The sequence below is a fragment of the Bradyrhizobium sp. 17 genome, from assembly GCF_023073515.1.
GTDB classification, from domain to species: domain Bacteria; phylum Pseudomonadota; class Alphaproteobacteria; order Rhizobiales; family Xanthobacteraceae; genus Bradyrhizobium; species Bradyrhizobium canariense_D.
In genome coordinates this window covers 1-20,107 of the sequence record NZ_JADPJQ010000098.1, presented here as the reverse complement: position 1 = coordinate 20,107, position 20,107 = coordinate 1, and the positions used below count along the sequence as shown (strand labels likewise).

Annotated in this window: 15 protein-coding genes; 9 read left to right on the top strand and 6 right to left on the bottom strand. The window is 59.4% G+C overall.

Going from position 1 to position 20,107, the window contains the following annotated elements; genetic code table 11:
* Positions 1 to 6: 6 nt before the first annotated feature.
* The gene (locus tag IVB13_RS17870; protein WP_018459684.1) at positions 7 to 672 is read right to left on the bottom strand and encodes a glutathione S-transferase; all 666 of its coding nucleotides are present in this window, start codon (positions 670 to 672) and stop codon (positions 7 to 9) included.
* Positions 673 to 823: 151 nt separating this feature from the next.
* On the opposite strand from IVB13_RS17870, the gene IVB13_RS17865 reads away from it, so the two are divergent.
* From IVB13_RS17865 to panE, 4 genes are all read left to right on the top strand, one after another.
* Positions 824 to 1,420, top strand: coding sequence for a DUF2239 family protein (locus tag IVB13_RS17865; RefSeq protein WP_018459683.1), 597 nt, complete (start codon positions 824 to 826; stop codon positions 1,418 to 1,420).
* Between the two features lie 86 nt (positions 1,421 to 1,506).
* Complete coding sequence (locus IVB13_RS17860; RefSeq protein ID WP_247489930.1) at positions 1,507 to 2,856, top strand: MATE family efflux transporter; 1,350 nt, start codon at positions 1,507 to 1,509, stop codon at positions 2,854 to 2,856.
* An 89-nt stretch (positions 2,857 to 2,945) separates the two neighbouring features.
* Positions 2,946 to 3,560: a 2-hydroxychromene-2-carboxylate isomerase gene (locus IVB13_RS17855; protein WP_018459681.1), complete on the top strand. Its 615-nt coding sequence runs from the start codon at positions 2,946 to 2,948 to the stop codon at positions 3,558 to 3,560.
* Positions 3,561 to 3,746: 186 nt separating this feature from the next.
* Positions 3,747 to 4,670, top strand: a complete 924-nt coding sequence (panE, locus tag IVB13_RS17850) for a 2-dehydropantoate 2-reductase (protein ID WP_018459680.1) — start codon at positions 3,747 to 3,749, stop codon at positions 4,668 to 4,670.
* Between the two features lie 12 nt (positions 4,671 to 4,682).
* Here panE and IVB13_RS17845 read toward each other — a convergent pair whose 3' ends face one another.
* The 3 genes from IVB13_RS17845 to IVB13_RS17835 form a co-directional block, all read right to left on the bottom strand.
* Positions 4,683 to 5,276, bottom strand: coding sequence for a c-type cytochrome (locus tag IVB13_RS17845; protein ID WP_018459679.1), 594 nt, complete (start codon positions 5,274 to 5,276; stop codon positions 4,683 to 4,685).
* A 216-nt stretch (positions 5,277 to 5,492) separates the two neighbouring features.
* On the bottom strand, positions 5,493 to 6,773 hold the full coding sequence (locus tag IVB13_RS17840) for a PQQ-dependent sugar dehydrogenase (protein WP_085349220.1): 1,281 nt from the start codon (positions 6,771 to 6,773) through the stop codon (positions 5,493 to 5,495).
* Positions 6,774 to 7,151: 378 nt separating this feature from the next.
* A complete protein-coding gene (locus IVB13_RS17835; protein ID WP_018459677.1) occupies positions 7,152 to 8,138 on the bottom strand; it encodes an NAD(P)-dependent oxidoreductase in 987 nt (328 codons plus the stop codon).
* 274 nt (positions 8,139 to 8,412) lie between these two features.
* On the opposite strand from IVB13_RS17835, the gene IVB13_RS17830 reads away from it, so the two are divergent.
* From IVB13_RS17830 to IVB13_RS17815, 4 genes are all read left to right on the top strand, one after another.
* Positions 8,413 to 9,681 carry a site-specific integrase gene (locus IVB13_RS17830; RefSeq protein ID WP_247489927.1) on the top strand — a complete coding sequence of 423 codons (1,269 nt, stop codon included), beginning with the start codon at positions 8,413 to 8,415 and terminating at the stop codon, positions 9,679 to 9,681.
* A complete protein-coding gene (locus IVB13_RS17825; protein WP_247489925.1) occupies positions 9,678 to 10,349 on the top strand; it encodes a hypothetical protein in 672 nt (223 codons plus the stop codon). The genes IVB13_RS17830 and IVB13_RS17825 overlap by 4 nt, the downstream gene beginning before the upstream one ends.
* Before the next feature lie 669 nt (positions 10,350 to 11,018).
* The gene (locus IVB13_RS17820) at positions 11,019 to 11,420 is read left to right on the top strand and encodes a hypothetical protein (protein WP_247489923.1); all 402 of its coding nucleotides are present in this window, start codon (positions 11,019 to 11,021) and stop codon (positions 11,418 to 11,420) included.
* A 14-nt stretch (positions 11,421 to 11,434) separates the two neighbouring features.
* Entirely contained in the window at positions 11,435 to 12,661 is a 1,227-nt protein-coding gene (locus tag IVB13_RS17815) for a hypothetical protein (RefSeq protein ID WP_247489921.1), read from the top strand.
* Between the two features lie 130 nt (positions 12,662 to 12,791).
* Here IVB13_RS17815 and IVB13_RS17810 read toward each other — a convergent pair whose 3' ends face one another.
* Together IVB13_RS17810 and IVB13_RS17805 are read right to left on the bottom strand one after the other, a co-directional pair.
* Positions 12,792 to 14,036, bottom strand: a complete 1,245-nt coding sequence (locus IVB13_RS17810) for a S8 family peptidase (RefSeq protein ID WP_247489919.1) — start codon at positions 14,034 to 14,036, stop codon at positions 12,792 to 12,794.
* Positions 14,037 to 14,114: 78 nt separating this feature from the next.
* A complete protein-coding gene (locus IVB13_RS17805; RefSeq protein WP_256467696.1) occupies positions 14,115 to 17,450 on the bottom strand; it encodes an adenylate/guanylate cyclase domain-containing protein in 3,336 nt (1,111 codons plus the stop codon).
* Between the two features lie 417 nt (positions 17,451 to 17,867).
* On the opposite strand from IVB13_RS17805, the gene IVB13_RS17800 reads away from it, so the two are divergent.
* Complete coding sequence (locus IVB13_RS17800) at positions 17,868 to 19,886, top strand: hypothetical protein (protein WP_247489915.1); 2,019 nt, start codon at positions 17,868 to 17,870, stop codon at positions 19,884 to 19,886.
* Positions 19,887 to 20,107 lie beyond the last annotated feature (221 nt).

Sequence of the window (20,107 nt, the reverse complement as noted above, 5' to 3'; positions counted from 1 at the left end):
AGCTAACTATCGACCGACCTGATACGGCCCGCCCTTTTCGAGGGCGCGGCTGTACGCCGGCCGTGCATGAATGCGCTCCAGGAACGCCATCGCGTTGGGATGGCCGAGCTCCAGCCCGCCGCGCGCCTGGGCTGCCTCAAGCGGAAAGCTCATCTGAATGTCGGCGGCGGTGAACTCGTTGCCGGCGAACCACTCGCTCTTGCCGAGCTCGCCTTCCCAATAGTCCATGTGCTGCTTCAGCTGCGGATTGACCAGCGCAGTAAGCGCCTGGTTCGAGACCTTGCGCACCAGCGGGCGGAGCAACGCCGGCGCGCGCTTCGGCATCAGCGTGAACAGCAGCTTGAGCAGCAGCGGCTGCATCGCCGAGCCTTCCGCATAGTGCAGCCAGTAGGTGAAGCGCAGCCGCTCCGGCGTGTTCGGCGGCGGGACCAGCCGGCCGTTGCCATAGGTGGCGATGAGATATTCGATGATCGCGCCGGATTCGGCGATGGTGTTGCCGTTGTCCGTGATAACGGGCGACTTGCCGAGTGGATGGATGGCGCGGAGCTCCTTCGGCGCGCGCATGTCCGGCTGGCGCTGATAGCGCACGATCTCGTAAGGCACGCCCAACTCTTCGAGCAGCCACAGCACGCGCTGCGAGCGGGAATTGTTGAGGTGATGAACGGTCAGCATCGCGTGGTCCCCGGGGCTAGGCATGGTTCGATCGGCCGCGCGTTCGTGCCAGCCCGGGAACGCAATGTCGAGCCATCCGGTCGAGTATTTTAACCCGGGTATATTGACCTTAGCAATTTACCCGGGTATTAAAGCTGCCATCGCGACCAATATGGCAATGATTCCAATGCAGAAGACTTTCACCGCTTTCCAAGGGCATCGCCGTCTGGTCTCCGGGCCAGCAGGAGAGGTCGCGCTGGTCATCAAGAGGATGACGGAGCGGCCGGACGAGCCCATCATCATCTTCGAGGACGCCACGGGCAGATCGATCGACTTCGATCTGCGCGGCGGAGACCGGGAGGTGCTGGCGCGGCTGGCGAAGCTTGTGCCGCCCCCGGTTGAGGACACCGCATCGCCGAGCGAGCCGCGCGGTCGCGGCCGGCCGAAGCTCGGCGTGGTCGCGCGCGAGGTGACGCTGCTGCCGCGGCACTGGGAGTGGCTCAGCGCGCAAGCAGGCGGCGCCTCGGTCGCACTACGGAAACTTGTCGAAGAGGCGCGGCGTGCCAGCGGCGACAAGGACCGCGAGCGGCAGGCGCGCGATGCGGCCTATCACTTCATGTCGACCATGGCCGGCAATCTGCCGCAGTTCGAGGAAGCATCGCGCGCGCTGTTTGCGGATGATCGGCGGCGTTTCACCGGACTGATCGCAGATTGGCCCGCCGACATCCGCGACCACATTGTCAAGCTCGCCTACAGCGACCGCGCTTAGGTGCGCGCCTTCTCACAACCCCATCGACGGCCAGGCCACGCGCATTGCGCGTGGCGACGGTTTCGCAGGCCCTGAAAGGCCAATCCATGTCCGCAGCCAAGCCGCTCTGGAAAAGTTTTCTGCGCTTCCTCGCGCCGTTGATGCTGAGCAACGCGCTGCAATCACTGTTCGGCACCGTCAGCAACGTCTATCTCGGCCAGATGATCGGGATCGACGCGCTTGCATCGGTCTCGGTGTTCTTTCCGGTGATGTTCTTCCTTTTCGCCTTCGTCATGGGGCTGAGCACCGGCGCCACGGTGCTGATCGGCCAGGCCTATGGTGCGGGCGAGCAGGGCCGGATCAAGCTCATCGTCGGCACGACGCTCGCAATCGGCCTGCTGCTCTCGATTGCAATTGCACTGATCGGCGGCATCTTCAGCCGGCAATTGATGATGATGCTCGCAACGCCCGCAGACATTCTCGACCAGGCTAGCGCCTATGCCCGCATCATGCTGCTCACCATGCCGCTCGGCTTCGTCTTCCTGCTGATGACGGCGATGATCCGCGGCGTCGGTGACGCGCTGACGCCTTTGCTGGCGCTGGCCTTGTCGACCGCGATCGGCTTGATCCTGACGCCGATGCTGATCCGCGGGTCGTTCGGATTGCCGGCGGCCGGCATCACCAGCCCGGCCTGGGCGGCAGCGATCGCCAACGCGCTGACGCTGGTCGCGCTGGCGGCCTATCTGCTGCGGAGAAAACATGCCTTGGCACCGGACGCTGCACTGCTGCGCCATCTGCGGCTCAATCGTGTGGTGCTGGGACAGATCCTCGGCATTGGACTGCCGAGCGCGATCGGCATGGTGGTGATGGCGATCGCCGAGCTGGTGCTGCTCGGCCTCGTCAACGGCTTCGGCTCGAACGCCACCGCAGCCTATGGCGCGGTCAACCAGGTGATGGGCTACACGCAGTTCACGGCGATGTCGATTTCGATAGCAGTCTCCATCCTCGGCGCCCAAGCGGTCGGCCGCGGCGACAGAGCGGGGCTCGACGGCATCGTGCGCACCGGACTTGCGTTCAACATCGTCCTGACGGGCGGACTGGTGGCGCTGATCTATCTCGCGCCGCGCGCCGTGCTCGGCATCTTCATCACTGATGACGCCGTGCTCGAGCTGGCGAAGAGCTTGCTCAACATCGCACTGTGGAGCTCGGTGCCGTTCGGCCTGGCGACGGTATTTTCCGGCGCGATGCGCGCTGCCGGCGTGGCACTGACGCCAATGCTGCTCGCGGTCTTCGCCATTATGGCGATCGAGCTGCCATCCGCAGTGATCCTGAGCCGCACGATTGGCCTTCAGGGTGTGTGGGCCGCCTATCCGATCGTGTTCTGCGCCATGTTCCTTTTGCAGATGGGCTATTACCTTCTGGTGTGGCGCAAGCGGACGATCCGGCGCCTGACCTGACCAAATCATCAAGAGATTATGACCGTCATTAAACGGTAGACCCGCGGCGCGCGCTGCGCCACAATGCGAAAAAAGCAACGTCAGGGAGCATGATTTTGACCCGCACAGCCCCGCAATTCCTGTTCGATTTCGGCAGTCCGAACGCCTATCTCAGCCATCTCGCGATCCCCGCCATCGAGCAGCGCATCGGCGTCAAATTCGAATATGTGCCGATCCTGCTCGGCGGCATCTTCAAATCGACCAACAACAAGTCCCCCGCCGAGACGCTTGCCGGCATCAAGAACAAGCGCGAATTCCACGCGGTCGAGACCGAGCGCTTCGTCAAGCGCTTCCAGGTGCAGCCCTATGTCATGAATCCGTTCTTCCCCGTCAACACGCTGAACCTGATGCGCGCAGCGATCGCGGCGCAGCTCGAGGGCGTGTTCGAAGCATATGTCGAAGCCGCCTTCCATCACATGTGGGGCGAGCCGAAGAAGATGGACGATCCGGAAATCGCCGCGAAGGCGCTGGCGTCCTCCGGCCTCGACGCGCAAAAGCTGTTCGCTCGCGCCGGGGAACCGGAGGTGAAGGGCAGACTGATCAAGAACACCGAGGAAGCTGTCGCGCGGGGCGCGTTCGGCTCGCCGACCTTCTTCGTCGGCAACGAGATGTTCTTCGGCAAGGAGCAGTTGCGCGAGGTCGAGGAGATGGTGTCGGGGAAGTGATTTTCTCGAAGCAGGGAAACCGAACAATGTCCTCGACGTCATCTTGGCGAAAGCCAGGACCCATAACCACCGGATCGCGTTTGGCGATAGGCGGGGGCTCCGACTTGTCCGACAAGAGGCAGTCGGGGTAATGGGTCCTGGCTTTCGCCAAGACGACGAAAAAGAACCAACAACAAGGACAATCCCATGCGTATCCTCGTGGTCGGCGCTGGCGCCATCGGCGGCTATTTTGGTGGCAGGCTGTTGCAGGCCGGCCGCGACGTCACCTTCCTGGTCCGGCCGCGGCGCGCCAGCGAGCTCGCGAGCGCCGGCCTCGTCATCAAAAGCCCGAACGGCGACGTGACCTTGAAAAATCCGCCGACCATTCAGGCCGACGCGCTCAAGGACAAGTTCGACGTCGTGCTGCTGAGCTGCAAGGCCTTCGACCTCGACGACGCCATCAAGTCGTTCGCGGCAGCAGTCGGGCCCAATACGGCGATCATCCCGATGCTCAACGGCATGAAGCATCTCGATATCCTCGACGACAAGTTCGGCAAGGAGCGCGTGCTCGGTGGCCTCTGCGCCATCGCCGCGACGCTCAACGAGAAGCGCGAGGTGGTGCAGCTCCAGCCGATGCAGTCGATCAATTACGGCGAGCGCGACGGCGAGCTGTCGGATCGCGTCAAGGCGATCGACGAGGCCTTCAAGAGCGGCATCGCTGGGGCCACCGCCAGCCAGAACATCATGCAAGACATGTGGGAAAAGTGGGTGTTCCTGTCCTCGCTGGCCGCGTCCACCAGCCTGATGCGCACCTCCGTCGGCAATATTCTCGCCGCTCCCGGCGGCAGGGATTTCCTGCTCGGCATGCTGGACGAGACCAGCGCGATCGCCACCGCGTCGGGCTACACGCCGGGCGGGCCGTTCTTCGAGCGCGTGAAGGGCAACCTCACCACCGAGGGTTCACCGATGACGGCCTCGATGTTCCGCGACGTCAAGGCGGGCCTGCCGGTCGAGGCCGATCACGTCATCGGCGACCTCATCGCTCGCGCCGATGCCGCCAAGGTGCCGGTGCCGAAGCTGCGCATCGCCTACACGCATTTGAAAGCGTATGAGAAGCAGCGGGTGGGGTAGCCGCAGCTTCCGCTATTTGAAATACGCGAGATAGTGCGAGACGGCGGTGATTTCCTCATCGCTCATGTGATAGGCGACATCGGCCATCGCAGCGCCACCGCCGCCGACGCGCTGGCTGCTCTTGTAGTCGTGCAGCGCCTTGACCAGGTATTCCTCGCGCTGGCCCGCCAGCCGCGCGACGGCCTTGGTGCCGGCAAAGCTATCCGTATGACATGAGGCGCAGCGGCGGCCGGCGGCAACTTGGGCGCCCTTTTTCGACAGGTCCGGATCCTTGTCCTCCGCCGCTGTGGGCGGCGTCAGCGCGGCGAAATAGGCGCCGAGATTGCGGACGTCCTCGTTGGTGATTTCCTCGGCGATGGGTTGCATCTGGTCGTTCTTGCGCGAGCCGGCGCGGAAAAACACGAGCTGCCATTGCAGAAATTGATCGGGCTGGCCCGCGAGCGAAGGAATGTTCTCGGTCTGCGAGATGCCGTTCTCGCCGTGACAGCCGGCGCAGACGGCGGCCTTCTCCTTGATCGCGGCATTGTCGGCGGCGCTCGTGGGGAGAGAACCGAGCGCGAGGAGCGCGACCGCGCTGATTGCGTGCGAGATGAACTGCCGGCGCATGATTGGAATTCCGATCTATCGAACGCGTCATTCCGGGGCGAAGAAGCGCGAGCTATGATGCGCAATGACGCATCTGAGAATTCGATAACCCGCGTTCGTGGCCAAGGGTTCCGGACTTGCGCGCAAGCGGTGCGCGATCGGAAACGACAGCGTGCGAAATTGAAATGAGAAAGGCTGCGGCGCCCTCTCGGCACCGCAGCCTCGCGTCGTCTTACGCTACTTCTTGCTGTAGCTGATGCGGTAGATCGCGCCGGCCCAGTCGTCGGCGACCAGGATCGAGCCGTCCTTGGCGAGAATGATGTCGTCGGGACGGCCGAGATAGCCTTGGTCGCCCTCGATCCAGCCGGAGGCGAACACCTCCTGCTTGGCGTTCTTGCCGTCGGGACCGACGATCACGCGCATGATGCGGCCGCCCTGGTACTTGTGACGATTCCAGGAGCCGTGCTCGGCGATCAAGATGTTGTTCTTGTACTCGGCCGGGAATTGGTCGCCGGTATAGAACTTCATGCCCAGCGGAGCGACGTGAGCGCCGAGGTTCAGCACGGGCGGCGTGAACTCGGAGCATTTGTGGCCCATCGCGAACTTGGTATCCGGCAGATCACCCTGGTGACAGTAGGGATAACCGAAGTGCTCGCCGATCTTGCTGATCATGTTCAGCTTGTCTGAGGGCAGATCGTCGCTGATCCAGTCGCGGGCATTCTCGGTGAACCAGAACTTGCCGGTGCGCGGATCGACGTCGCCCCCGACCGAGTTGCGAACGCCGAGCGCATAGATTTCCGCATTGCCGGTCTTGGGATCGACCCGGCGGATCTGCGACACGCTGGTCGGGGGAATGCCGATGTTGAAGGGCGGTCCGAACGGAATGTAGAACCAGCCTTCCTTGTCGACCGCGATGTATTTCCAGCCATGCGCGGCATAGGACGGCATGTCGTCATAGACGACCTTGCCCTCGCCGGGATTGTCGAGCTTGTTTTCGATGTCGTCGTAGCGGATCAGCTTGTCGACCGCGATGACGTAGAGGGCACCGTCCTTGACGGCCAGACCCGTGGGCATGTTCAGGCCCTTGAGGATCGTCTTGACCTCTTTCTTTCCGTTGTTGTCCTTAATCGCATAGACGTTGCCGAGGCCGAATGAGCCGACGAACAGCGTGCCCTTGTCACCCCAGGCCATCTGCCGCGCGGCCAGCACGCCGGAGGCGTAGACCTCCATCTTGAAGCCCGGCGGCAGCTTGACCTTCTTGACGATATTGGCGAGCTCGGCGTCGGACGCGCCGGTGGGCGGACCCGACGGCGGCGCCAGGCCCTTCTGCGCCTCGGTCTCGTCGCCGAGAAACCAGTCGTCCGGCGGATGGGTCCAGAACTCCTTGGTGCCGGATTCGTATTTCTTCAGCGGCTTGTTCTTGTCCTGCTGCTGCGCGTGACCGACGCTTGTCCCCGCGAGAAGGGCAACCGCTGCAAGCGCCAGGACGGATTGAAAGACGGATCGATGGAATTTCATCGCGTCACTCCCCTAAGGCAGCCATCAGGGCTGCACATTTATTTTAATTTGCTATCGAGAGGCGAAGTTCGGACTCTGTCGAGAGGACAGACGCAGAAGGTTAGCACATCTGCGAGCGGTGAGAAGCGCGCCGCGTGCGCTGCGATAGCGCTCAGTAAAAATTGAGACGGAAAGGCAATGATCGCGAATGCCGCGACGACAACGCTCTCGCTGCAGCGCAGAATCGAGATCATGCGCGGCTAATTTGCAGGCAGCAGGAGGTCTGGAACAAAAAAACGCGAAAACAACCCCATGCAAAGTAGAACGGCTCCGGCCATCTTGCTGCCGGTGACTCCGGGTAGACATCTGACGAATCGAGCGAATTAGCAAAGGTGGCGGCTACGGGGCGACGGGGTAAGGACCATCGTCGAAAATCGTCTCATGATAGCCTTTCGACCCGACATCGCGCGCCAGCGTGCTGCGAAAATCGCGGTCATCGCGAAGGCATTTCAGGACATGCGCAAAGTCGAATTCGGGCCGCCAGCCGAGTTCGTGCCGCGCGCGCTCGTTGACATAGACGCGGTCAATCGCGGGGAACAGCCGCCAGTCTCGCGCCGCATAGAGCTCCGCACAATCCGGACAGAGCTCGTGCACCACACCGGCCGCGTCGCGCGCCAGTGCGGCGAGATGGCGCTGCTCGAACGGGCTCGTGGCCGACAGGATGTAGCGGGCAAACCCGATGTCCGGCGCGCGCTCGGCGGCGAGCAGATGGGCGCTCACCGCGTCCGCGATATCCAGCCGGCGATAGAGCAGCTCGTTGGCCTGCGCATTCTCCGGCGCGTAAGCCGACCGCATCGCCGGATCGTCATCGTCTTCCAGGAAGAAGCGCGAGGTCCTCAAGACCACGACAGGCAGGCCGCGCTCGCGACAGAACAGCTCGCAGAGATTTTCGGCCATCAGCTTGGTCGTGCCGTAGATGTTCTTCGGAATCGGCGGCAGGTCCTCGGTGACCCACACCGCGGCTTGGCCCGCCTCGGGGCGAAGCTGCGAGCCAAACGCGCTGGTGGTACTGGTGAAGACAAAACTGCGCACGCCGGCGGCCACGGCCGCTTCAAGCAGGTTGAGCGTGCCGGTGACGTTGGTGTCGACAAAGTCTTGCTTGCTGTGGGTCGCCACATGCGGCTTGTGCAGGGTCGCGGTGTGGATCACCGCGGTGACGCCGTCCATCTGGGCCCGGACGAAGTCGGAATCGACGATCGAGCCCACGGCATCGGTGAAGGGCGATGGCTTCAGGTCGATCCCACGCACAGACGAATCGCGCCCGCGGAGCGTGCGGAGAAGACCCTCGCCGAGATGGCCCGCGCTGCCTGTGACCAGAATTGTCATTCGAGACCCAAACGGCCGCCAGAGGCGTGCAAAACCACGTGCCCATCCGGCTCACTGGATGCTTTGGGAGAAAATTGGAGCGGGCGAAGGGGCTCGAACCCTCGACCCCGACCTTGGCAAGGTTAAGCTCCCCAGAACCAACTGGTAACCATGCGTAAAGTCCTGCTTTGTCAAATGTTTGATACCGCGACACAATCCGGTCTCCAGGAGTACGGACGCGTACGCGTGAGAAACGCTACCCCGCACTCCCCCAGCACTCCCCGGGGGAGCAGAAATGAAGAGCCTGAACCGGAAAAGGTTGACGCCGCAGGGCGTGGAGCGCCTGCGGTACGACCCAGCGGCGGCACCGCCGAGTGGACGAATCGAAATCGAGGACGAGGCCTGCCCAGGTCTATTGCTGCGCATCACGCCCCGAAATGTGAAGTCCTTTAGCGTCATCTACCGGGTCGTCGGAGAGGGCGGGACCAGCCCGACGGGGCGGCTGCTGGCCGGCAAGCAACACCGGATCACCCTGGGCGGCACGCCTCCCCTTGAGCTAACCGATGCGCGCCGGCAGGCCCGGGACATCATCCAGGCTGCGACAGAAGGTCGCGATCTGCGGACGGAAAGGCGCGAGCGCAACCTGATCCGGGCTGTCAACACGTTTGAGGCCGTCTTTGAGCGCTTTATGCAAATCGAGATCATCCCGAACGTCGGCGCTTGGCGAAACGTGGATGGCGTGTTGCGACGGCACGCCTTGCCCCGTTGGGCAAAAACACCGATTCAGGACCTCCGCCGCTCCCACATCCACGAGCTGATCGATGAACTCGTCCAAAGCGGCCGTCATGGCGTTGCCCGAGAGCTTCGGAAGCATCTGTCACGCTTTTTCAATTGGGCAGTCGACCGCGAGATCATCGCCGATAACCCGATTCACGGGTTCAAACGCGGAGACCTCCAGAACAACGACGAAGCGGGCCGCGCCCTTGAGGACGACGAAATTAAGTGGGTCTGGCACGCCAGCTCCTCTTTAGGCTATCCCTTTGGTCCGTTGTACCGCCTGTTGCTGCTGACTGGACAGCGGCGCACGGAATGGGCTGCGGCGCGCAGGTCCGAGTTGAATTCGGACAAAAGGTGGCTGGAGGTTCCAAAGGACCGGTATAAAGGGGATCGCGACCACATTGTCCCGATGGCCGAGCAAGCCTGGTCAGTTTTCGAGCAGCTGCCCGCCTGGCCAGGTAATGACTACTTCCTGTTCTCTACCCGTGGCGGCAAGGTGCCCGTCTCGGGCTTCTCCAAAGGCAAGGCTCGCCTTGACCAGGAAATTTCCAAGCAGATTTCTGTCGAGCAACCTGGCGCCACTCTAAAGCCGTTCCGTGTTCACGACCTCCGCGTCACCTGCGAGACGAGGCTGGCGCGGCTCGGCTTCAACCAAGATGTTCGAGACGCAGTCATTGGGCACGCGAAGGCTGGTCTTCAAAAGACCTACAACAAGTACGATTACTTGGCTGAAAAGTGTGAAGCTGTCGCTGCATATGAAGCACACATCATGGGCATTGTACGATGAGTGTATTTACGCGCCACCATGCACACGCGCTCGCCGACGACACGTTTAGATTTCGGATCACGTTTGACTCTCCCAATGATCAGAAGGGCCTTGGTGAGGCTGTTCAGCCGCTGGTCGGAAAAGAAGACGCTCTGTTAAAGGCGCTGCGAGCAGGTGAGCAACGGTATGTCGAGTGCAAGACGGAACTTCAAGCCATCCAAAAACTCCGTAGCGCCTACACTGACCTTCCGGCACAATGCGCAGGAATGGGTAAGAAATTAAGAGAAGTTGCGCAGGTCTTATCGGGGCTGGACGATGTCTCACGGGAAGAGCTCAATTCCATGGCTCACCCGCACGGTTCAAGCGTCGAGGAAATGAGTGAGTACTTGGAAAAGGTCTTAGGTTGGCTCGATGCAGGAAGTGAGGAGCTTTTCTCTAAGCCCCAGAAGACGGCAGGACGAAAGCGAGGAGTTGGCAAGGGAGGCTCTCAACGACTACCCCTGGAGGAATTCGCCAAAGAGCTCAGAAATTTTCTGCTCGAAGAAAGAGTTGCATTCACTTTCGAAGCAGCAACCAGAGAGGATCGGCGCCCCGTTGACCGCGTATCGTTTTCTCATTTTAGCGAAGGAGAGAGAGTAGCTAAAAAAGCGACGTGCGTGCAGGTCTACACTTGGCAAAGCTTTATTTGAGCTTCTATTTTCCAGCCCTTAGAGCTCGACCCTCTCAAGGTTGGGGCGGGAATTTGACCGCGCAGGATCCTGAGCAGTTTCCGAGACCACAGCCCGCCTTGGGGGAGCATAGGGGGATCAAGCCAGAGAAATTCGTTGGCCTGCATGCTGTCGCGCTGCAATGGGCACTGCGGTGAACCGCCCGTTCCTTTTCATGCCGTCGGCCACGCGGGCGCATGCGGATTGAGGGCCGTTCTGCGAAGCCGCGAAAGGACGTTCGCCGGCGGAGCCAGGCGTTTTTCGGGCATCGCCCAGGAGACACCGATATGGGCCCAGTTGCGCGGACATCCTCTTATCGCACCCGATTCGCGTGCAAACACAGGCCGCTAGCCTCACCTGTGAACTAGAGGACATCGCCTAAAAGTAGTGCTACAATAATTTGGTTTTTGGTGTGATGGGGCGGCGGTGCTGTCTGGGCGGGGATTTTCCAATATCCGTGCGGATGAGCTTGAGCCGCGCGTTCGCTCTCCCGCCTCGAAACAATGGATCCGACGATCGCCTCTCGACGAGGCGAGACAGTGAAAAGCTCGGCTGATCGATTTCCTGCGGTATTCGAGAGTCCGACAGACGTGCTAAAAGATGCGGCAGAGTTGCAGTAGGAAATTGCGATCCAGCAAATAGGAGGCGACTTTGAAGAAGACCCAACTCCTAGCTACTTTGTACAAGATGCGCAGCAATCCGTTGTATCAGCACGCGGAGGTAAGGCGGCGGGAATTGGGTGACGTATCTGCAATGGCCCGGGCTGAACAGAACACAACGGAGTACGCCCAAATCAGGCTGCTCATCAACACCTGGGAACTAATTTCGACGTTGATTCTTCAGGTCAAGCACAAGGACTTCATTTTCGAGACCACACCCGTGCTCTACATGCTTACTGAGCTGAGTGACGCCATTGACATCATCACCGAAGAGTTTCCCGACTACGCAGCAAATTTCAGGCTTGTAAGCAAGCAACAGGCGGAATGGCTTAAGTTCAAGGACGAGCGATATCAAACGGGTGAAAAGAGCGGCATGCACGCGCTATTCGGTTAATACCTTTGCGAGGCTTGGATACGCGCCTCTCGACGTGGCTGCTACGTCCTTATCTTGATCTTGCCAACTTCAATGGCGGGCCGCTTCACGCGCAGAATCTCGAGGAGTGCTGGCGCTCCTTTGTCGAGCCGAACCGTTCGCCATTTATTCCGCAACGGGCCCTCTCCCCCGGATTCCGTATTCAGCTCGCGCGTGAAGCGGGGGAGGCATACGCTGTAGCCGATCCGCGTGAACTTGCCGAAAATCTTCGTAGCGAACGTTGGCGACATCTGTGCGGTGCTTTGGACGAATGGGCCGGACTGCCCGGCAATCAGAAGGTTCGGGTGGCTTCCTTGCTTCATTCGATGTGCCTCTATCAGCCTCTCCTCACTCTCATTCCATACGAACACCTTGATGCCGGTTGTGCTGACTCTGATACAACGCGGCTCGCATTCTGGCGCGCGTCGGCCAATTTCGTTCTCAATTTGCCTGAACGAACCTCGAATTATCGGAACGCCGACATGTCCGTGTTCGCGGACATCGCCCTTAACGCGCCCACGGCCATTCCTGAATGCTTCAATGCAACAGCCAAGGTCTTTGTTCATAAGGCGAAGAATCGTTGTGATAATGCGGAGCTTGTCAGGTGGGGCAATCGATTCGAAGCGGTTCTCGCAAACACAATTGCCGGCGCGGACGAATTTACCGCCGGTCTCTTTACAAGCAGGTTCCATCGAGCGTTCGGCTTCTTGCCGCAGCTCGCAGGCGATGCAAAAGAAATGGAACGCACGATGGACCTGGCCGAAGGACGCGCGCGAAGTATCGAGCCCAGCACCACAGCTCAGCATCTTCTCTACCGGGAGAATCTTCATGCGGTCATGGAGAGTCGCACAAAAGAAGCGCTCTGGCTCGGCGATAAGAACGCAGCCCTCTCACGGTCGCGCAAGGTCATCGACATCGATCCATACGATTCGAAAGCATGGACTGAGCTCGGCGAAATTCATTACCTGCGACAGGAATGGAAGGAGGCGTCCGAAGCCTATTCAACGGCCGCGATGCTCGGACCTCCAGCGAGTGCCGTTGCTCGATATATGGCGGGATTGTGCTTACGAAAGCTCGGACAAGATATGTTGGCGGCTTTCTTTTTCAAGGATGCGATCGAGTGCGATCCACTTGGAATCTCGTCCCGGCATCGGATCAATGAGCTTCCCGACGTTACGGTCCTGAATGCTCTGAAGAACTGGAACAATCGCATCTTCAGTTAACCGTGACCCGTGCCGCGCGCTGGCGCGTGACACCTCTTGCAATGTTCGACAGTTCTCCGAGGTCGGCCGCGGAACGAGTGAGCAGCAAGCGCGCCGTGCCCCGACTCTCGCTCAGCTGATCCTGACGGGATCAAACGCCCCTCTTCGGGATCACCGGCGGCGGAAGTAGCGCACCCGAAGCCGCATACGCGTTTACCCGACCATAGCCATAGAGGCAATCGCGACCCCGTATACCGAGGTTGTCGACGGTTGAGGCGATCAGGTTCCAAATCTGTTCGTTGGTAGAGTTCGGATGAATTGCCCATGTTAATGCCGCAACCCCCGACACGTGCGGACAAGCCGCGCTCGTTCCACTCAACGTTCCATATTCGTTGTTTGGAATTGTTGACAAAATATCCACACCAGGCGCGCAGACGTCAACTTCGGGACCGCGGCCGCTGTTCGGCGCAATGGCCTCGTCCGAGTCTATTGACGATACAGCGATAACGTTTCTGTACTTTGCGGGATAGTCGACGCTTGATTGTTGAGGCGGCGCCGGGTTTCTCGCTTGGTTGCCCGCTCCCGACACAATCAACAGCCCCTTTGACCATGCATAGTCGCACATCAATTTTAGGGCGTTTGGAACGCAGTCACTTCCCAAGCTCATACTGATGATGTGAATATTCTTTTCAATGCACCAAGCTATGCCGGCGATTGACCAGCTAAATAGCCCCGTCGCGTTCTTGTCCAGCACCTTGACCGCATACAACGATGCTTCCGGAGCAACGCCGATCACACCGACGCCATTCTCGGCGGCCGCTATGGTACCTGCGCAATGGGTGCCATGACCAAACTCGTTGTCGTCCATCGGCGTCGACGTGCCCTCTACGAAGGTGACGCCGTCAACATAATTGTCTTTCAGGTCCGGATGATAGAAATCAATGCCAGTATCCAGGACGGCAACGCGAATTCCTTTGCCCTTTGACTTGGCCCATACCAAAGGCGCCTTCACCTGTTGCACACCTTCCGGGATCGCTTCTACCGTTACCGGCCGCGGATTGTAGCGTAAATGATGGTAGGGACCATAGCCGATGGCACGACAAGGTGCGTCGTATTCGACGTGGGCAACATTGCCATTGTTGCGCAGGGCCTGGATTTCGCTCTCACTAAGTTGCGCGCTGACGATCGGCACTTCATATTGGTTTACGTCGTATCCGACGACCTGCTCGTTGATGGATGTTCGGTCGGGGCCAGTTGCGAGAGTTGCGGGATCCAAGAAATGTGAACGTGTCCCTTTCGTCAGGGCCCCTCGCAAGATCTCAAGCTTGTCCATCTCCTGGTCAGGGCGCTGATCTTTCCGTTTGAATGTAACGATTACTGATTTGCGCTCGGGCATGACCGTCCCTCACATGGTATGGCTTGCTAAATTATCGCAACCTGTGACGGCGTCTTGTGATCTGCTTCACATCGAACCCTATCCCCAAAACCTCATTTCCATTTCTTCAGCTAGCGAATCGGCAAGGCCGCGATGACGCTCTGCATCAGATTTCTGCTTGCCGAGGTCGAACAAATTGGCAAGCCCTTTATGGCAGTTCGCCTTGAGGGGGCGCATGCCAAGCTCCTCTGCAATTGCCAAACTCTCGGTCAACCACATCTTTGCATTGCTTTGATCCCCGCGATATAGTTCAACTTCTCCGAGCATTCGCAGCGAATAAGCTTCGTTTGCCCGCTCGTTATGTTCGCGGGCCGAATCAAGTGCTCGTCTCGCTATCTGTAACGCATCAGTGTCCCGGCCCAGCGAAAGGTAGGCTTCACTTGCGTAGGCGAGGCGTAGGGAGTGGCGAGCAACGAACCGTCGGGTTTCCGCCACCTCGATACTCTGTTGCAGAATGGGAATTCCTTCATTCGCGCGTCCCGCGAGAGCCAAAGCATAACCCAGATGCAGCGCAACGAATGCGAAGCCGACTGGGCTATCTGCAAAGGCGCCAGCGGCCAGCGAGCGCTCAAAGGAGCGCAGTGCTCGGCGCACATTTCCCTGACGAAGAGCCACAACCCCGAGACCAAGATGCGCGTATCCGCAGCTGAACGGATGACTCGCATTCTCTGAAATACGTAGCGCGTCTTCGCCGATAGCGAAAGCCTCGGAAAATCGCCCTAGGTCGGCCAAGGCCCATGCAATGAAGCTGCGCGAAAATGCCGAGGGGAGGACGAACATCCCGAAACGCTCATTTAATAATTTGCCCTCCAGATTGGCGGTGTTCCAACCAAAATACTCAAGCGCATTCTTGTAGTCTCCGCTTGTGTGATGCGCCAAGCCCAACGGCAAGTTTGTGACAACGCGCAGTGGCATATCTGAAATCTGATCGGCGACGGCAAGCGCCCTTTCTCCCGCCTCGATAGACTCCTTGTAGCGACCCAGCATCCAGAACTGCTCGGTGAAATAGGATTGCACCCACCCGGCGCGTTGGTCGTCGCCAATTTTTTCAGCGAGCTGAGCAGCTTCATCGAGCAAGGATGCGATACGTTTACGATCTCCAAGTGGCTGCAGCACGTTGCGCATCTCAAAACGTATGTCGATAGCCTTCTTAACGGTGTCAACGCTTTCGGGCAGTTGGGCCATAGCCTCCAGAGCTCGTTCTAGAAGCATCGCCGCCTCCGGATAGGCCTCGCGATCCGCCGCCTTTTTTCCTGCTTCCCGCAGATACATGACGGCTTTCTCCGGTAGATGACCACGAAGCGCGTGATCGGCAAGCCTTTCGACCTGCTCTCCGATGCGGCCCGCATATTGCTTCTCGGTGGCCGCAACGACGCGCCGATGGATCTCGCTTCGCCGGTCGCTTCGCAAGCCAGCGTAAGCGACATCGTGAGTGAGCGCGTGTTTGAACGAAATTTGAAGGTCAGGGAATAATTGCGTGGGATAGACAAACTCAGCAGCCTGCAAATTGTTGAGTAGAGGACGAAGTTCGTCGTCCGTCAGGCCGCTGATCTCCTGAAGGAGCGAGACAGGAACGTCGTGCCCAATGACCGCAGCTTCCTGAAGCAGGCGTTTCTCGCTTTTTGGTAATGTATCGATGCGGGCGGCGAGGACTGCCTGGACCGTCGGGGGAATCTCGTTGCCCGAGAAAGGCTTACCGATTGTGTAATTCTCACGCGGACCTATCAGCACCTTGCGATCGACGAGGGCGCGAACTAATTCCTCCAGAAAGAACGGATTTCCGCCGGCTCGATCGAGAACAAAGCGTTTGAGACTGTCGAGGGAAGGTTCCGATCCGAGAAGGGATTGCAACAGCTTGGACAGGCTCTCGCTCTCAAGCGGCTGAAGTCGCAGATTTCGGTAGTTTGGCCGGCCCTTCCACTCGTCAACGAATTCGGGACGGTAGCTTACCAGCAGAAGGAGGCGCGCGTCGCGTGCGTTCACGACGATTTCGCTCAGCAAACCGAGCGTCAAGGAATCGTTCCAGTGCAAGTCCTCAAACACGGCAACAACCGGCTGAACGCGATTCTCGCGCAACAGCAGCCGGGTGATTGCCTGATAAGTGTACTGGCGATGCTGGAGGGGATCCAGGGACTGGAAAGGATGGCCCGCATCCAGCGCGTCCAGCAGGTCCAGCAAAGGTGGGATCGTATCCTGTAAAGCAGGATCCAACGCCAGAATTTTCTCTGTCACTTTCTCGCGGATCGATTTCGCGTTGTCCCGTCGATTAATCTTGAAGTAGTAGTGGCGCAGCAATTCGATCACAGGCAGGTACGACGCGGCATGGCCATACGAAGCCGAATTCGTCTCGAGAAGCAGGCAATCCTCGGTATGAGCAGAGTGCACGAACTCGTGGATCAGCCGTGACTTCCCCATGCCAGGCTCCCCAACGACGGCCACCACTTGGCCGTGACCCCCACGGGCTTCATGGAGAGCCTGACTGAGCTGTTGGATTTCGACTGCTCGGCCTACAAAGGGGGTTAGTCCGCGCCAAGCTGCGACCTGGAACTTTGTGCGTTCGACAGCGCCTTCGATGATTTCGTAGACTTCGACGGGGTAACTTAATCCTTTAATGGGCATCAGACCGAGCGACTCTGCTTCCACGTAGCCCTCTACCAGCCGGACCGTGTCAGCCGTCGCCAGCACTGACCCCGGCATCGCCATCTGTTCCATTCGAGAGGCGAGATGGGCTGTCTGTCCGACCACCGTATAGTCCATGAACAAATCGTTGTTGATCGCGGAGACGACGATTTCACCGGAGTTCATGCCCACGCGAATTGTAATCGGGGCGCCGTGAACGCGGCGAATTTCTTCCGCATATGCGGAAACCGTTTGCTGCATCCTGAGCGCCGAATAGCATGCTCGAACCGCGTGATCCTCGTGGGCCAGCGGAGCACCGAACACTGCCATAACGCCGTCTCCCATAACCCGAGTGACCATTCCCTCGAAGTGGTGAACGGCCTCGAGCATGTGATCAAGCACAGGATCCAGCAGCTTCTGCGCTTCCTCAGGATCTCGATCGGCTATGATCTCAAAGGACCCAACGATGTCCGCGAACAAAATGGTGACTTGCTTTCGTTCGCCTTCAAGATCTTGCTTCGAGGTGAGAATCCTGGAAGCGAGATGCTTAGGCGTATACGCGTCGGGGGAAGAGAACCGGGTGTCCGTGCGGTATTCGCCATCGAGACCGGTAGGATGCGCGCATTGCGAGCAGAATTTCGCTGCCGGCAAATTCGGACTGCCGCAGTTCGAGCAACCGCGCATGAAGGCAGCGGCACATTCCTCGCAGAATTTTGCCTCAGCTCGGTTTTCGTGCTGACACTTCGGACATCTCATCGTGCAGATCAACCCGCAGTGGCATTATAGGAGATCGTACTTCGGAAGGGGGGCGCCAGCAACCTCATAAGGGCCCTGGCGCCCGCTCCGAGGCCCTAGTGCACCAGCGCGCTCCTGACTTGGGCCAGCGGATCCACGCTACCATTTAAGCTGGCCCGGGCGCAGACAGGCAAGCGGTCTATGGGAAGCAGCCGCTGGCTTATCGATTTAAATCCGAGACAACTCGCGAATACCAAGCTTAGGCCGCCCACTGATGAGAATTCCCTCAGGACGCCAATCCGGAAGGCGCAGACCAACTCGTAGATTCATTTTGCCGATGTGAGCGAGTTCACACGCGTTCCACGCGGTCAGACGTACTCAACTTAGGCGTCACGGAATAGATGACACTACCACATTGACAACTCGGTCGGAGGCAACATGCTTCACTATTCATCCCAGACGGCAGCGTTTCTCAGAGGAAAACCGGAGCACGCCAAGGTCACCCCGTCACCGGCTTTGGACAAACATACCTACGCTAAGGCGTTGGCCGAAGGCTTGCGAGTCTCCACGAAGTTCGGACGCGTGGATGTTCTTGGACCGCGAGCGCTCCGGGAGCCCGTCGACGGTGTCTATTCGTTGGCGCAATGGCAATCGGGATTCAAGCTACAGAACGACCGCGGTACCTGCTGGGCGTTTGCGGGTGCCGCAGCGCTTGAGGCGGCATATCGACGCAAGTATGGTCTGCTCATCGACGTATCCGAAGAATACATCTTTCATATGGGCAAAGCCTTTGCTTTGAACCGAGACAGCGCGGGGGCTGCAGCGCGGCCGGTAGAGAACAACTCCTCTCTGACCGGATTCCAAGGCAGTGGCGACATCGCAGAGAAGATTTCAGAGAATGCCTCGCCTCCAGAGGACGCGGCTCCATACTTGCAAAATCAACAGACGTTGTTGGACATCTTGCCCGTACTGGGATTTGCCGGCGTAGAAGCACTGGCGAGCCAGGAGGACTACGACGCCGTTGAATTTTGCGAGCAACACATTCCGCTGCTGGCGCGGGTGAACGCTCGCTATAGGGCCGCGGGTTGGGGTTCTCTCGGCAACAACCCGAGCATCGCCGCGCTAGAGAATACCATTCTCGCAGACCGCGAAGTAATCTGCGATGTCTTTCACAAGACCCCGAACATCGGAGGTCACGTGCTTTTGCTGATCGGCTTCGATCGCAATCGGCAGGTGTTCTTCGCCAAGAACCACTGGGGCGAAGGCAAATTCATAGAGATCGCCTACAACAACGATCCGAACTGGCAGATTAATTCGGGCTGGTACATCACGGACGTCGGCGATCCGACGTTTGTGCAGAGCGAGGCTTGTTGGCTTGGCAACTGGCATGCAAACGTGGGGAACTCATCGTTTCGGCTCATCCTGCGGAGGTCTGAGGATTTTGCCAATCCGGGGACGCCGACGAAGCTTGGGACGGCATACTTGAGCGATGGGCCTCACGACGTGAACGGACTATTTCTAAACGGGGGCGCTCATCTGCGTATGTTCATTGCGCCGACAACCGCCCCAGTTCCCATTGGAACACTGAGCGGCTGGCAGATCGACGCCGACCTGAACTTTTCCGACATCTACAACGCGGCTGGGCAGGCTGGACAAGAGTCTGCCGCACTCTCCCGCTTCAACACACGCTTCGCAGCTCTGTTCGACAAGGGTGACGGATCGGCATGGCAAGCACGGCACGGGATCACCCCAGAGGCCTATCAATCGATTTTTGATTTGCTGGTCAGAGAAGGGTACCGTCTGACCAATGTATGCGGATACAGCGAGGGGACGGGCTCCCGGCTCAATGCTGTCTGGCAACTGCGCGATGGTCCCGCATGGCAGGCGCGCCACGGCCTGACTAACGACCAGTACCAATCCACATTCGATGATCTCGTGGCAAAAGGCTACCAACTCGTTTGCGTCAGCGGTTACGCCGAGAACGGCCAGGCCCGGTACGCCGCGATCTGGGAACAGCGGACATCTTCTGATTGGCAAGCGCGGCACGGGATGTCCCGGAGCCAATACCAGCAGACCTTCGATCAGATGGCCGCCGACGGCTTCGCGCCCCTGCAAGTTTGCGGTTTCCGGGTCAATGTTGATGTACGCTTCGCAGCGATCTGGGAACGGCGCCCTGGCCTAGAATGGGTTGGTCGGCACGGGTTGACGGCGAGTGAATACCAAAAGGCTTTTCATGACCAGAACGCCGCAGGTTTCCGTCTGGTTTCTGTGAGCGGGTACAGTGACACAGGGATCGCTCGCTACGCTGCAATTTGGCACAAGGACCAGCCGGGCGAATGGCAAGCACGGCACGGTCTCGATGGCGCGGCATATCAGCAAGCCTTCGACGATCTGTCGCGGCGAGGATTCCGTCCGGTGCAGGTGTGTGGATACGGTGATGGATTCTATCCGGCCTAGACCACGAGGCGCCGCCGCTCAGCAGTAGGCAAGCTCACGAACTGCCCGGCCAATTGTACCGATCAGCCGGGCGAGGCCCAACGCCTCGCCCGGCCCTGATGATCAAGTTACCTAGCGCCGCCTGCAATTGCTCCGGTGTTAACGGCTTAACTGTAAGCGTCGTTCTCAGGCCACGGCTTTGAGGGATTGCGCGCGATAGGCCCAGGGAAGCAGCTGATCGA